The sequence below is a fragment of the Paenibacillus sp. Lou8.1 genome, from assembly GCF_024213565.1.
In the GTDB taxonomy this organism is placed as follows: domain Bacteria; phylum Bacillota; class Bacilli; order Paenibacillales; family Paenibacillaceae; genus Paenibacillus; species Paenibacillus polymyxa_B.
In genome coordinates, this window is record NZ_JANAVN010000005.1 from 279,172 (window position 1) to 294,266 (window position 15,095).

The 15,095-nt window shown below is 43.9% G+C and carries 11 protein-coding genes, 1 pseudogene and 2 riboswitches; of the genes and pseudogenes, 3 read left to right on the plus strand and 9 right to left on the minus strand.

Annotation, left to right across the window (positions count from 1 at the left end):
• Nucleotides 1-35: 35 nt before the first annotated feature.
• Nucleotides 36-731, minus strand: coding sequence for a response regulator transcription factor (locus tag NLX78_RS09490; protein ID WP_061828838.1), 696 nt, complete (start codon nt 729-731; stop codon nt 36-38).
• Between the two features lie 160 nt (nt 732-891).
• On the opposite strand from NLX78_RS09490, the gene NLX78_RS09495 reads away from it, so the two are divergent.
• Nucleotides 892-2,250: a sugar phosphate nucleotidyltransferase gene (locus NLX78_RS09495; protein ID WP_254350239.1), complete on the plus strand. Its 1,359-nt coding sequence runs from the start codon at nt 892-894 to the stop codon at nt 2,248-2,250.
• A 199-nt stretch (nt 2,251-2,449) separates the two neighbouring features.
• Here NLX78_RS09495 and NLX78_RS09500 read toward each other — a convergent pair whose 3' ends face one another.
• The 4 genes from NLX78_RS09500 to NLX78_RS09515 form a co-directional block, all read right to left on the minus strand.
• Nucleotides 2,450-2,965, minus strand: coding sequence for a thioredoxin family protein (locus tag NLX78_RS09500; protein ID WP_254350240.1), 516 nt, complete (start codon nt 2,963-2,965; stop codon nt 2,450-2,452).
• A 138-nt stretch (nt 2,966-3,103) separates the two neighbouring features.
• On the minus strand, nt 3,104-4,960 hold the full coding sequence (locus tag NLX78_RS09505) for a beta-glucoside-specific PTS transporter subunit IIABC (protein WP_254350241.1): 1,857 nt from the start codon (nt 4,958-4,960) through the stop codon (nt 3,104-3,106).
• A gap of 234 nt (nt 4,961-5,194) precedes the next feature.
• A complete protein-coding gene (licT, locus tag NLX78_RS09510) occupies nt 5,195-6,037 on the minus strand; it encodes a BglG family transcription antiterminator LicT (RefSeq protein ID WP_235308579.1) in 843 nt (280 codons plus the stop codon).
• A 233-nt stretch (nt 6,038-6,270) separates the two neighbouring features.
• Nucleotides 6,271-7,242, minus strand: a complete 972-nt coding sequence (locus NLX78_RS09515; RefSeq protein WP_061828835.1) for a LacI family DNA-binding transcriptional regulator — start codon at nt 7,240-7,242, stop codon at nt 6,271-6,273.
• A gap of 130 nt (nt 7,243-7,372) precedes the next feature.
• Between NLX78_RS09515 and NLX78_RS09520 the strand changes: the two are divergent.
• Together NLX78_RS09520 and NLX78_RS09525 are read left to right on the plus strand one after the other, a co-directional pair.
• Nucleotides 7,373-8,566: pseudogene (locus NLX78_RS09520) on the plus strand (glycoside hydrolase family 1 protein); the annotation flags it as partial.
• Between the two features lie 168 nt (nt 8,567-8,734).
• Nucleotides 8,735-8,811, plus strand: a riboswitch (glycine riboswitch).
• An 18-nt stretch (nt 8,812-8,829) separates the two neighbouring features.
• A riboswitch (glycine riboswitch) is annotated at nt 8,830-8,924 on the plus strand.
• Nucleotides 8,925-9,084: 160 nt separating this feature from the next.
• Nucleotides 9,085-10,503, plus strand: a complete 1,419-nt coding sequence (locus tag NLX78_RS09525; RefSeq protein WP_235308583.1) for an alanine/glycine:cation symporter family protein — start codon at nt 9,085-9,087, stop codon at nt 10,501-10,503.
• A gap of 57 nt (nt 10,504-10,560) precedes the next feature.
• Here NLX78_RS09525 and NLX78_RS09530 read toward each other — a convergent pair whose 3' ends face one another.
• From NLX78_RS09530 to NLX78_RS09545, 4 genes are all read right to left on the minus strand, one after another.
• On the minus strand, nt 10,561-11,733 hold the full coding sequence (locus tag NLX78_RS09530; RefSeq protein ID WP_254350242.1) for an iron-containing alcohol dehydrogenase: 1,173 nt from the start codon (nt 11,731-11,733) through the stop codon (nt 10,561-10,563).
• Between the two features lie 148 nt (nt 11,734-11,881).
• Nucleotides 11,882-12,709, minus strand: a complete 828-nt coding sequence (locus NLX78_RS09535) for a carbohydrate ABC transporter permease (RefSeq protein ID WP_061828831.1) — start codon at nt 12,707-12,709, stop codon at nt 11,882-11,884.
• Between the two features lie 22 nt (nt 12,710-12,731).
• The gene (locus NLX78_RS09540) at nt 12,732-13,607 is read right to left on the minus strand and encodes a carbohydrate ABC transporter permease (protein WP_165179212.1); all 876 of its coding nucleotides are present in this window, start codon (nt 13,605-13,607) and stop codon (nt 12,732-12,734) included.
• 33 nt (nt 13,608-13,640) lie between these two features.
• Nucleotides 13,641-14,924, minus strand: a complete 1,284-nt coding sequence (locus NLX78_RS09545) for an ABC transporter substrate-binding protein (RefSeq protein WP_254350243.1) — start codon at nt 14,922-14,924, stop codon at nt 13,641-13,643.
• Nucleotides 14,925-15,095: the final 171 nt, after the last annotated feature.

Genomic DNA, 15,095 nt, shown 5'->3' on the forward strand with positions numbered 1-15,095 from the left:
GCTGCTCAGTGGGGAAATGGGTAGCCATGATACGGCTACATCTCATATTTGTAGCCTCTGCCCCATACAGTACGGATGTGCTGAGGATTTTTAGGGTCACGTTCTATTTTTTTGCGGAGGCTGGAAATATGTACGTCGATAGTGCGATCCAGATAAGCGCCATCTCCGCCTTTGATCCGATCCATCAGCTCACTGCGGGTAAAGACTTTACCTGGATAGCAGGACATCTCTTTTATAATAGAAAATTCGATTTGAGTAACTTCTATTTCTTGGTCATCGACTAACAGACAATGACGGTAATCATTCACCCAAATCCTTACCTTTTTAATCTTTTGAGTTACCGTTTGCGATTCAGTGAGCATGTTGCGGCCGCAGCGGCGCAGCAGGGCTTTGATACGGGCATTTAACTCTATTAGACTGAACGGCTTGCATAAGAAGTCATCTGCTCCGTCATCCAGAGCCTTTATTCTTATATTCAGCACGGTGTTATTAGAGATGACCAGCATAGGGACTGTGGTAAATTGACGGATTTGGCTGATCAGCGCACATTCGACTTTACCGGAAAACATCAGAGCGGTCACAATAATATCCGGCTTAAAACGCATAAGTGTAGGAATTGCAAGTTTAGAGTCATAAATAAGCTCGGTATGATAGCCTTCCTCCTGAAGATGAAGAGCAATCATATCTGCCAAACTTTTTTGATCTTCAATGACGAGTATTTTTATGGGCATGACTGACATCTCCTGTACAGACAAAGATACAATAGCATTGCATAATCATGTATTTGCCACGATAATACATACTTATGTATTCGGCAGAAATGCGAAAATCGAACAGTCCTATAATGTAAGAAAAATATTAATTTACAGGAAGAAGGTTGCATCTTTGCGAATGATTTTATTATCTGGAGGTTCGGGTAAACGTCTATGGCCCTTATCCAATGTGAACCGTCCCAAGCAGTTTCTTTCCATACTACGTCACGACGAACGGCCCGAAAGTATGCTGCAACGAATATGGAGGCAATTAGATGACGCGAATTTGGCAGATAAGGCCTATTTTTCGACGAGTGGAACTCAGGCCGAGCTGATCCGGGGGCAAATTGGCGGAGGTGCTGTAGTCATTGAGGAGCCGACTCAGCGGGATACCTTCCCGGCCATTTCCCTGGCTACGGCCTACTTGCATGATGTTGCAGGCGCATCACGCGACGAGATCGTAGGGGTCATGCCTGTGGACGGGTATGCGGGGGATGAATTTTTTGAACATCTGCGCAGGCTTCCTTCAATATTAGAGCAATCAGGAAGCCATATCGCATTAATGGGGGCTGCTCCAACGGAGCCCTCTGATAAATACGGATATATTGTGCCTTCAGCCTCTTCTTCACTTGACCAGCCATATTATAGAGTTAGTTCATTTGTAGAAAAGCCGGATATGATCCGTTCAGAAGCGTTGATCCGCGAAGGGGCCTTATGGAATTGCGGGGTGTTTGCTTTTAGACTGGGCTTTTTGTTGGATATTCTGGAGCAAATGGGTTTACCAGCCGACTACAATTCTCTTTCGACAAATTATGCAGACTTGCCTAAAACTAGCTTCGATATTGCAGTAGTAGAGCATACTCATAAGCTCTCCGTGCTTCCATACCATGGAGAGTGGAGAGACTTGGGCACATGGGATTCGTTGGTGCGGGAAGTAAGTTCGAAGCTAAGTGGCCCAGGATATATTTCAGAAGCTTCACATGACTCGCATATCATCAATGAACTGGAGATTCCGGTTAGCATCTGGAATGTCCCGGACATTATTGTCGTTGCTGGTCCAGATGGCGTGCTGGTTACGGACCGACAGTCGTCAACAGGAATTAAGGATATGGTGGCGGAAATTGAAATCGGCCCGCGTTTTGAAGAGCGCTTCTGGGGAAAGCAAACTGTATTATCCCATCAGCAGGCGGCAAGTGGATTGCAGACAGTGACCAAACGCGTGGTCATATCGAACGGAAGATTTATCAGCTATCATGAGCACCAGTACCGTAAAGAAGTATGGACCATAGTTTCTGGAACCGGAAGTGTCTCTATCAATGGTGTGACACAGATAGTCAGCCCAGGTGAGGTTATTGTCGTAGAACCCGGTACAAAGCATTTTATAGGGGCAGTAGAGGGAGATTTAGAATTCATTGAGTCACAAATCGGACATATCGTATCCGAAACAGATATTATCCGATATGAATTTCCTGATTCGATTGACGACCATACTCTATGAAGTGTCTACAATATAGGGACTGATAGATATGAATGAGCGTTTATCAGAAGGCAGTGAAGAGTAGGAGGAACTATTTTTTATTAGAGCTTAGATGACCTGTGCATTCCTAAGAAAAGGTATTCATGCATTATAGACATGAATACCTTTTTTTTGCATAAACAGTTCTTTGTGTTTGTAATAAGATGAATAGAAAAGAGACTTATAAAATAATTTTCTTGGAAGTCAGCCACTCTTTTACGGCGTCCGTACTGAGGTCTCTTTTAGGCGTCCATTCTATTTTATCAACCAGTTTGCCATTTCTGAATTCTGCAATGGTGGGGGTGTATTTTATATTGTAATCCTCTTTGAATTTATTCCATTGGGACTTGTCCTTATGGATTTTGTGAACGTTCAAAAAAGTAATTTTAGAGCCTAGATTATACTGCTCAATTATCTTGTTAAAGTTAGGCTCAAACCGGTTGCAGTCGCCACAACTGGGTCTGCCGACATAGACAAGTACACTTCGATCCTGTTGAATTAAACTCTTAAAATTTTCAAATGTAACCGCATTCAAGTGGTCATATATTTCCGGGTAATTGCTTTTGCTCGCTTGGATTTCTTTGTCTTTTTGTTGAACAACCTGCTCTAGGTCTTGAAATTTAGCTACAGCTGAAATAGCGATACCAATGATAAGTAATACAATGACACTTAACCCGGCGATATATCCTTTTTTCACAGAAATCCTCCTTTTTTTACAATCTTACACTTACAGTAAATGATATTTCCATTTCTAGCTGTAACACTTGTCTCATTATGTATAAAAAAAGAAGCTTTCCATTGTTGGGAAAGCTTCTTTAGTCTGATAATTAAAACGTTAGACCACAACAGTCAACAAGTAATCCTCACGCTTCACTTCAGTTTCCATTGTGTTCAACACATCCAGGTATTGAGCGGAATTTGTTACGATAATTGGTGTAGCTGTAATATAGCCTGCCGCCTTTATTTGCTCGATGTCAAATTCAAGCAACAGTTGTCCTTGCTTAACCACATCGCCTTCCTTAACGCGCTTGTCAAAGAATTGTCCTTTCAGCTTCACTGTATTCACACCCACGTGAATCAGAATTTCTGCTCCGTCATTGGAAGTAATACCGATTGCATGTCCGGTCGGGAATACTGTCGTAATCGTTCCATTGACAGGAGATGTCAGCACACCCTCTGTAGGATCAATGAGGATTCCTTTCCCCATAGCACCTGAAGCAAAAGCAACATCAGAAGATTGTTCCAAAGGCAATACTTTACCTTGCAGTGGGCTTACGAGAATTTCTTTCTCGATTGCCACTTCTTTCTTTACGGGTGCAGCTTCTGTTTTTGCAGTTTCTTCTTTTGGATCATCAAAGCCCAAAATCATAACCAACACAACTGCGAGTACAAAGGCAACGAGCAAACCGATGACTACCCACAAGAATCCAGTTCCAAAATAAGTTGGCAACGCCAGTAAACTAGGCAGGGAGAAGGATTTTGCAGTCGCTCCGCCAGAAGCGATAATAGCGCCCCCAATACCACCGGAAATACAAGCATAAATGAAAGGCTTTTTCAATTTCAAAGTTACACCATAAATCGTTGGTTCAGTAATCCCGAATACAGCTGCCAGTGTAGAGGAACCAGCCAAAGCCTTCATCTGGGTGTTCCGGGATTTCAGGAATACCCCCAGTGTTGCACCGGCTTGAGAAAGTACAGCTGCTGTAAGCATCGGAAGCATCGTGTCATAACCCAATGTTGCAATATTGGACAGCATGATAGGAACAAAGCCCCAGTGTACGCCGAAAATAACAAATACTTGCCAGAATGCTCCGGCAACAGCTCCGGCGATCAATGGGCTTAAATTGTATACCCATGTAAAACCGTTCGCCAAGCCCTGACTGATCAGGTTACCGACTGGACCAAAGGCCAAAAACGTCAACGGAACAACGACCAGTAGTGATAGCATAGGTACGATAATGTTTTTAACTGATTGATGGATAAAGGAATTGAACCAGCGTTCCACATAGGACTGTACCCATACCGCGAGAATAATTGGGATTACGCTGGAACTGTATTTAATTAAAATGATTGGAATCCCGAGAAAAGCCAGTTTTGCCGGATTGTCCACCGCCGCAATAACATCCGGGTAGACAAGGGCTCCAGCAACTGCGACAGATACAAAGGCATTTGTCTTAAATTTACGGGACGATGTAATAGCCAGAAATAGAGGCAAGAAATAAAATACACTGTCTGAAGCGGCGTTCAGAATCAGATACGTACCGCTTGTATTATCAATCCAATGGAGCGACAAAATTAATGCCAGAATCCCTTTGAGCAAACCTGCCCCTGCAAGAGCTCCCAAAAGAGGAGAAAAAATGCTGGAAATGATATCGACCGCTTTTCCAAGGAAATTCGTTTTTTCGGAAGACTCTTCCTTTTTCGCATTTGGATTGTCAGCATCCTGTAAATTTGTTTCTGCCATCATATGCTCAAACACTTGACCTACATTGTTGCCGATAACCACTTGAAACTGGCCGCTGCTTTCCACTACTGTAATGACACCAGGGGTTGCTTCCAGTGCGGCTTTGTCTGCTTTTGTACGATCATTTAATTTAAATCTCAAGCGTGTAGCGCAATGGAATACCGAATTGACATTTTCTTCGCCACCAACGAGGGTCACTATTTTTTTAGATAGTTCTTTATCACTCATGTTCAGAACTCCTTATGGGTTATTCTTGCTACTGATAGGATTTACTGTTTACAGCTGTTGCTAAGATACGCCGGCGTGCATCTTTTTTTAAACTTGTAAACAAGAAAAACCTAAACTCGTGGTGAAAACTACGCACTCTCTCCTATAGAGGAACGTCGATTTCACCATCAGTTTAGGTTTTGCCTGCCTTACCAGTCACAATCCATGAACGATGAAGGTATGAAGTTGTTAGTCTTATATGTTATTACGTTCAGTTACGCGATGAATATGGATAGTTAGATATACGTATTCATCCTTGCTTAAATATTGATCGTATGTTTTTTCCAGATATTCATTGATCTTTTGGGCACAAGCAAAAGCTTCGGTATACGTCTGCTTTACCTGGTTATACAAAAATTCTTCACCACTGTGAATGACTTCTTTGCGAATCACTCGCATCGCAAAATATTGCAAATGTGTCAAAAATCTCGAGTAGCTAAAAGAAGACTCATCCAGCACAATTCCGTAATGATACGTAATAATGTTCAAGATATGTTGAACAATCTCGGTCATTTTCAGTGTGGATTTCATTTCGTTACCGTCGATCCGTGCATTCACCACATGCAATGCAATAAATCCCGCTTCATCTTCGCCTAATTTTACTCCGAGCGTATTTTCAATTTTTTGGAGAGCATCCAGCCCAACTGCAAATTCTTTTTTGTAAAAGCGTTTAATTTCATACAGCATCGCGTTTTGGAGTGCCAGTCCTTTTTCTTGCCGTTGTATGGCAAAATGAATATGGTCGGTCAACGTTAAATAAATATTATCGCTTAACTCCGTATCCAATACTTCCGTTGCATGCTTTACAATTTCATTCACGACCTCCAGATGAGATACAGGAATATCGTTCAGCAACTCGGTTAGTTTGGCCGTGAACTCGTTTTCATTTAACATGAAAATCTTATCTATTTTATCATCATCGACTTGATCGCCAGCCACCTTTTTGAAGGAAATACCTCTTCCCATCACGATGACCTCTTTGCCTTTATCGTTTTTAGTCAATAGGACGTTGTTATTGAGCACCTTCTCAATAATCATTGAAGTTCCCCCTCCCATCCTTTACCAATAAAAAATGCCTAAGCACAATTCAATACTATTGTTAGCAATAGCACTCAATTGAACTCAGGCATTGCCCGCATCACCGGTCACAATCCTTCGATATAGTGCTATTGTAGCACAAAAAAAAGCGATTTCAACATATTTTATTCTGTTTCGACAAAAAATATTTCTTATCAAGGCCCTTTTGCCTAATTTGCAAGTACATCGTTACCTTATGTAGTCGTACGTTCAATGAGGCTGTACTCTAGCGAATGAAGCTTCATTTGGCGTCCAATCAGCTGAGGGGAAAGCATGAAAAAGGCATTTTGTGCTTGAGCCATGATAGGATTTTGAATCGTTGTAATCCCCAGCGTATGCGCCAGCTCCGTGTTATCGAATCCAACAATTGCCAGATCTTCCGGTACGTTCAGTTTTTGTCTGCGTGCTTCGCAGAGAATGCCCACTGCTACATAATCGTTAGCACATAAAATAGCCTCTGGAAATTCGTCCGGATGCTGTAACAAATCCCGTACGACCTGTTCGCCATCACGGATATTATAAATAGAAGAGTGATTCCAGTGTTGCAACACTGGCAGATTGTGCTCACTCATGATCTGTTCGTAGGCTCGTTGTCTACTATGGGTATTAATACTGCTCGGACGGCCAAAAGCATTGGCTATACGAGTATAGCCTTTTTGTATCAAATGTTTGAGCGCTAACATATATCCTTCATACTGATCCATAGCGACGGAGCGAATATCGGTATGCTCCATTCGTTGCCACGACACGATCGGGCCATATTTGCAATAGGTGCTCAAAAAATCAGTGTCATTCACGCAGGAAATGATGACCAGCGCATCGACTCTTTTTCTTTTTAAATCCTCAAAGGCTTGAAGCTCTTTCTTTTTGTCTTCTCCCGAAGTATAAATAATGGTTTGAAATTCATATTGGCCCGCTACTTCCACAAAGCTGTCCAGAAAAGCGAGAACAATTTCATTAATAGTTGAAGTAATGATACCGATCTGAAGCGTCTGACCCTTGGATAGAGAAATGGCATTCCGATTAGGAACATAATCTAATTCCTGCATGATTTTCAAAATCTTAGCTCTTGTTTCGTGACTAACGTGGGGGGACTGATTTAATACTCTGGATACCGTAGCTTTGGAAAAGCCCGCCAGTTTTGCAATTTGATCAAGATTCGACATGGTGCTTCTCCTCACATAAGAAAAAATACTTGACATGAAACGCGTTACAACGATTAGGATGCTTATGAAGGCATTACGTCTATTTTAAAGTATCTATCAATGCATTTCAAAGGAGAACGGTTATCGTTAGGTTGCATTGTTCGCTGAAATGGGCTTCAAAGTATTCCGTATGTCCAACCACTGGTCGCGGATTTTCCCGAATGGCTATGATGCCGAGCCGAATGAAGCAGGATTGCAATTCTACGACAATGTATTTGATGAGCTGCGCAAGTATAATATTGAGCCACTGGTAACATTGTCACATTATGAAACACCGCTAGGTCTGACGCAGAAGTATAATGGCTGGCTGGGACGTGAAGTCATACAGCACTACGTAAATTATGCCGAAACGGTGTTTATACGCTATAAGGATAAAGTAAAATACTGGCTGACCTTTAATGAAATCAATGTAATGACCATGAGTCCGTTCACCGGTGGCGGTGTGGTTATTGACCGTGTAGAAAACAAACAACAAGCGATATATCAAGCATTGCATCATCAATTTGTAGCTAGTGCACTGGCGACCAAACGGGGACATGAGATCATCCCGGGCGCTCAGATCGGCTGTATGCTGGCACGTATTGAAAGCTATCCACATACGTGTAACCCAGAGGATATACTGAAAGCCCAGCATGAAAATCAGATGAACCTGTTCTTTACGGATGTGCATGCCCGTGGGGAATATTCTAACTACATGAATCGTTATTTTGAAGAAAATAATGTTGTAATACACACAGAACCAGGCGATGCCGAAATATTGAAAAATAACACGGTTGATTTTATCTCATTCAGCTACTATATGACCTTGACCGTATCTGCAGGTCCAGAAGGTGAGAAAGCAGCAGGAAACCTGATTGGTGGCGTGAAAAATCCATATTTACAGTCCTCCGACTGGGGCTGGCAGATCGATCCGATCGGCCTGCGTGTTACGCTGAACACGTTATATGACCGCTATCAAAAGCCGCTGTTCATCGTGGAAAATGGTTTGGGTGCGTATGATAAGGTGGAAGAAGACGGCTCTGTGCATGACACGTATCGCATTGATTACTTGCGTCAGCATATTGTCCAAATGAAGGAAGCGATTGCCGACGGTGTTGATCTGATTGGTTACACCAGCTGGGGTCCTATCGACCTTGTGAGCATGTCTACTTCCGAAATGTCCAAGCGCTACGGATTTATTTACGTTGATCTGGATGATGACGGTAACGGAACGCTCAAACGCTCCAAAAAGGACTCATTTAACTGGTATAAAAATGTGATAGCAACCAATGGTGAAGAATTGTAATTCCATATCATCTCGGGCGGGTATAGCAGAGGACATCCTAAGGATGAAATTTGCTGTATCTGCTTTTTTGATAGACACAATAATAATATTTCAGAGGGCTTCACAAACTTTTCACTTGTAATAAGCTGAAAGTTTTCTGTATAATAAATAAAAATTTCATATGTCTGGTTGATGTTTGCGGGAGATGGAACGAAAGTTCCGACCGAAGGGGCAAAACTCTCAGGTGCTTAGGCTGGTTACAGCAACAAGCGGGGACCGTAAACGGACAGAACTCTGGAGAGACCCTTAATTGGGCGCCGAAGGTGCACCGCAGAAAACATCTGCTTAAACTCTCAGGCAAAAGGACAGAGACGCGAATAACCTGTGACAGGGAATGCCCCTAGGCTTTTTTATGAGCTATTAGAGGTAGAAACCTGCACAAGATGGTTGTATTTTTTCGTGCCTTTAACCTCTCCAGGAGTCGAATCAGCTGATTTGACTCTTTTTTGTTTTCTAATATGCTGGAGGAGCGGGTTGAAATGAATTTGGTACATGTATTAGAAACGATTGACAGCTGGATATGGGGAGCGCCGCTTCTTATTCTTGTAATGGGCACTGGGTTGTGGCTAACGATCCGTTTGAAGCTGCTCCAGGTTATTCGATTGCCTTTGGCGCTCAAGCTAATTGGTAAAGCGCCGGACGAAGGTAGCGGAGATGTAAGCAGCTTCGGAGCATTGAGTACGGCACTGGCAGCTACTGTAGGTACAGGAAGTATTGTCGGCGTGGCAACAGCGATCAAACTGGGTGGGCCCGGTTCATTATTCTGGATGCTGGTTGCAGCTTTTTTCGGGATGGCAACCAAATATGCGGAAGGATTATTATCCGTTAAATACCGTGTTAAAGACCGGAACGGACAATTTTCGGGTGGCCCGATGTATTATATTGAAAACGGGCTTGGCCGCCGTTTCAAGCCGCTGGCGATGTTGTTTGCCTTTTCTGGTGTTCTTGTAGCCCTATTTGGAATCGGTACTTTTCCGCAAGTAAAGGCTATCGTTTCTTCGACGGAAAGTAGCTTTGGAGTGCCAACGGTAGTTACAGCGATCATTATTTCCGTGTTAACGGCTGTTGTTACGATTGGAGGACTCAAAAGTATTGCCAAGGTATCCACAAAGATTGTTCCATTCATGTCGGGGCTCTATATCGTAGTTTGCTTAATTGTACTCATTAAGTTTGCAGGAGAGCTTCCTCATGCGATTGCTTTAGTATTACAAGGGGCCTTCTCGACCACATCTGCAACGGGTGGATTTGCCGGAGCAACGATTATGTTGGCGATGCGAAGCGGAGTTGCCAGAGGTATTTTTGCTAATGAAGCCGGTTTGGGAAGTGCGCCAATTGCAGCAGCAGCTGCTAAGACGAAATGGCCTGCAGAACAAGGGCTGATATCCATGACAGGCGTATTTATCGATACGATGATTATTTGTAATCTGACGGGATTTACGTTGCTGGTTACGGGAATATGGAGTGGAAATGACGATGGAGGTCTGATGACCCAGCATGCGTTTTCCAGTGCCTTTCCGGCTGGTGCAGAACTCGTGACGATTAGCCTTATTTTATTTGCATTCACAACGATACTGGGCTGGAATTACTACGGGGAACGTTGTGTTGAATATTTACTGGGTGTCAAATGGATTAAACCATACCGTTATTTGTTCATCGCACTTGTGGCAGGAGGTGCGTTCATCAAGTTGGAAGCCATTTGGCTGCTGGCAGATATCTTTAACGCAATGATGGCTTTCCCGAATCTGATTGCACTGCTTGGCTTATCGGGAATCGTAGTTGCAGAAACCCGAACCTATATGGATTCTCTGTATCCTAATAAGAAAAAGGGCATTCTTGCAGGTGCCAATGTAGGGGCTGCTATTCAAGTAGAAGAAAAGGGACAAACGGTTAATTCATAAATTCCAAAAGGGAGTGCCCTCAGCCATCACAGGCTTGAGGACACTCCCTTTTGAATGTTACAACGATGCACGCAAAATAGCTAAAATATCTTCTTGATTCAGCTTTTTATAATTACCAAATCCTCCGTACTCCATTTCACGGGCTGCAATGTCCGCGATTTTTTCCAATTGCTCATCATTAATATTGTAATCGGCCAGCGTAGAAGGGGCACCGAGACTTGTCCAGAATGCACTAAGACGGTCAATACCTTCCAAGGCGATTTCTCTATCTGTTTTACCTACGGTGTCTAAGTCAAACATGCTGAGCATCAGCCGCTTCATGCGTGCAGCATCCTGATCCACTGTATGTCTCATCCAGTTGGGAAACAGAATTGCCAGACCGCCAGCATGAGGAATATCATATACAGCGGATAATGCATGTTCAATCGTATGCGAAGCCCAGTCCCCGAAGTAGCCCATTTGCAGTGTTCCGTTAAGAGCAATCGTTCCGGCATATAAAATCGTTTCACGATGCTCGTAGTTGTGCAAATCCTCTAGCAGTTTAGGTGCAGTTTCGATCACGGTTTGCAGCACGGAAAAGCACATACGATCTTGCAACGGTGTATTTTTAACATTGTGAAAATACTGTTCAAACACATGGCTCATCATATCCACCATGCCATATACCGTCTGATCACGTGGCACAGAAAAGGTATTTTTAGGGTCCAGAATGGAGAATTTCGGATGCGTCACCGCACTGCCCCATACGTATTTTTCGTTCGTTTCCCAGTTGGTGATGACAGAATCCGGATTCATTTCTGAACCGGTGGCGGCGAGTGTGAGGATGGTGCCGAATGGTAGAGCCTCGGTCGGCATGTGCTTTTTGTTGATAATATCCCACACATCGCCGTCATATTTAGCCCCTGCTGCGATGGCTTTGGTGCAATCAATAACGCTTCCGCCGCCTACTGCAAGTAAGAAGTCGATGTTTTCATTTCGGCAAATGTCGATGCCCTTCTTAACGGTGGACAAGCGCGGATTCGGCTCTACGCCGGACAATTCATGAATGTTAAGATGTAGCGGCTCTAACGCGTTTAATACCTGGTCATACAGACCATTTCGCTTGACACTTCCGCCTCCGTATATCAGTAAAATATTTTTGCCGTAATTCAGCAGCTCCTGCTGCAGTTCTTCAATTTGATTGTCTCCAAATATTAATTTGGTGGGGTTATAATATGTGAATTTGTTCATCTGGAAAGTTCCCCTCAGTTCATAGTTCATGTTCAAATCGTAAATCGCTTAACCTGATTGCCTGTTGGATACCTAACTTCATCATGTAAGCTATTTGAAATGACGATTAACTATTATACATGAAATGAATAAGGGAATTCAAGTAAATCTAATCTTTGACCGCTCCAGCGGCAAGATCGGAAATAAACTGGCGGCTAATGAAAAGAAACAAAATAATAAGTGGCAGTACAGCCAGCAGGGTGCCCGCAATGACCATCGCATAATCCGTATTGTAAATTCCGTTCAATTGTGACAGTGCAATCTGGAGCGTGAATTTACGCTCATCCGTTAAGACGATTAGCGGCCATAAATAATCATTCCAAGCTCCTATAAAGGTAAACGCGCCGAGAAAAGCGAACGCAGGACGTAGAATAGGCAGTGCTACATTCAAGTACAGTCGAAAAAAGCTGCATCCGTCCATCCGGCCCGCATCCAGCAGCTCCTTTGGGATGGATTCTTCCGCATATTGACGAATCCAGAAAATGCCGAAGGCATTTACCATTCCCGGGATGATAAGCGCTTTGAACGTACCTACCCATCCAAAGGAGGCCATCATGACAAAGGAGGGGACAAGCGAAAGTTGTGAAGGGACCATCATCGTAGCTAGCAGAACGATAAATAGCACTTTTTTGCCCGGAAAATCAAACTTGGCGAATGCAAAACCTGCCAGTGAATCGAAAAACAGAACCAATAGGGTAACAGAACTGGCTACAAAAAGGGTATTAAAAAAGGCTCCGGCAAAATTAATCTGCTGTAATACTCTCGTTATGTTATCCAAGAAGTGGCTGCCAAACCACAATTGCGGTGGAAAACGGTAGATGTCTGAAGTGGTACGAGTTGCCATGACGATCAGCCAGTAAAATGGAAACATCGACAGGATGATTCCCACCAACAATCCGGCATATAAAACAAAGGATTTTGCGCGTGTCTGCATCATGTTGTGAAGCTCCTTCCCATCGTTATTTTTTACCTTGAACGAGTTTCCAGTTTATGATGGAGAATAGAGCAATGATGAGGAACATGCCCCATCCGACGGCTGCACCATATCCAAAATAGTTGTTAATGAACGACTCGCGGTACAGGTATAAAACGATGGTCATGCCACTTGCCCCGGAACCGCCGTCATTACCGACCAGGACCTGTGGCTCGGTGAAGAGCTGCATACCGCCGATGGTGGACGTAATGACCGTAAACAGAATGACTGGGCGCAGCATGGGGATAGTGATGCGGAAAAAAGCTTGCGCTCCGGTTGCCCCGTCTATTTTGGCGGCCTCATACAGCACATGCGGAATACTCTGGAGTCCGGCCAAATAGATGATTGCGTTATAGCCCATCCATCTCCATACGACCATAGAAGAAATGGCAATTTGGATACCCCATGGCACATTCAACCATTGAACCATGGGTAGTCCCAAGAGTTGCAGAAGGTAGTTGAGAAATCCAAAATTGTTGGCAAATAAGGCACCAAATATGATGGCAACAGCCACAATAGACGTCACATTGGGCAGGAAGAATCCAACTCGCCATAAGGTGCGCATTTTCACAAAAGGGGCATAAAGCAGAAAGGCAATAATCAGTGCGAAGAATAGCATCGGAATCGTTGCATACACCCAGATCACAAAGGTGTTGCCTACAGCCTGCCAAAATTCATTGTCTGTCACAAGGTAGCGAAAGTTGCCCCAGCCGTTGTAGGTCATGTCTCCGATCCCGTCCCATTTGTGAAACGCTAGATATAATGAAAAGCCAATCGGAAACAGTCCAAAGATGCCAAACAGCAGATAAAACGGCGAGATCGCAGCATAAACGGCACGGTGCTTCCAGATTTCTCTCAGCATAATGTCCACACGCCTTTTTTGAATTTTGTTTTTTTATCGCTGTAATTCCCGTTCGATTCGATCCATGGTTTCCGTCCATAATGCATCGGGATTGGCATCCTGCTTGGCGACATTAGCAAGGCGACGGGTCACAATGCCGTGGATGACAGGATAGCGCTCGCCGAAATAGCTGCTTTTCACATGACGTGCGGAAGTGGCAAAGATGAGTCCGGTGGCCTGACCACCAAAGAAAGGCTCGGGTGTCTCCATGATAGGATCGTTATAGACGCCGGGAGTGGACGGGAACAGTCCGATTTTGTGGTAGGCTACCAGCTGGTGTTCCGGGTTTTGCAGCCAGGTCAGGACTTCAAAAGCTTCTTTGGGATGTTTGCTGGATTTGAGGATAGAAATGAATGACCCTCCCAGATTGCCGTCTCCTCCAGGAGCACGGGCGACTCTCCATTTGCCCGCTGTATCCGGCGCGGCCTCTGTGAGAACTTGCTTCATCCAGATAGCCCCTACAAAAGAGGCGATTTTGCCGTTATTGACCGAAGCGTTCCATTCGGGAGTCCAGCCATCTGCGTTGGCGAGCAGATGCTTCTTGTGGAAATCGACAGCAGTTTTCCAGCCCAGACGGATATCAGGAGATTGATTGCCGATATAGCTGCCATCCGGCTTGAAGTAAAGGTTTGTGTGCTGAGCAAGTACCTGATTGTAAACGTTTACAATATTATCAGCCAATAATGAACGGCTTCCGAATTTCTGCTGAAGTTGTTCTCCGGCTGCCATGTAATCATCCCATGTGCGGATGGAGGCACTAACCTTTTCAGGATCACTAGGCAAGCCTGCTTGTTCAAACAGATCACTTCGGTAGAAGAGGGCGGTAGGCCCAGTATCCATGGGAAATGCAATCATTTTACCATCAGGAGTAATCCCCTGATTCCATTTCCATTCCAAATATTGATCCTTCAAGCGGTCTGCTCCGAGTTCCCTTAAGTCATAAAAACGATCCGCACTGGGGAACAGCTCCACCATCCAATCGTTCAGAGCTACGATGTCTGGTTCACCGGAACGAGCTGCGAGCGTTGTCTTCAGTTTGGCTTTGAAGTCACCGCCTATTTTTTGAGTTTTTAATTCAATGTTGGGAAATTGTTTTTCCGCCTGGGCGAGTAGTTCATCGTCAATGGAACGGTTCCAGTACCATAATGTAAGCGTTATCTTTTTTCTGTTTGACAAATTAGTTTCAGATGATTGACTTTCAGAGGACGAGGGTTCACTACAAGCACTGAACATCGTGAGAAAAGCAAGACATAGTACCAGCCATTGTACTGTCTTCACATCATTTCCCTCCTTGCTGTCTGAGATAATCTGCCTGCTAAACAAGTTGTAAATGGTTTAGCTCCATCATATGAAGCTGTTACCCATTTATGTGCATTGCCTTAACCAAAAACAAAAAATTTGAAACGTTTATTACTAAAAAAAAGCACGCGCGTCTGTTATATGAAGAAC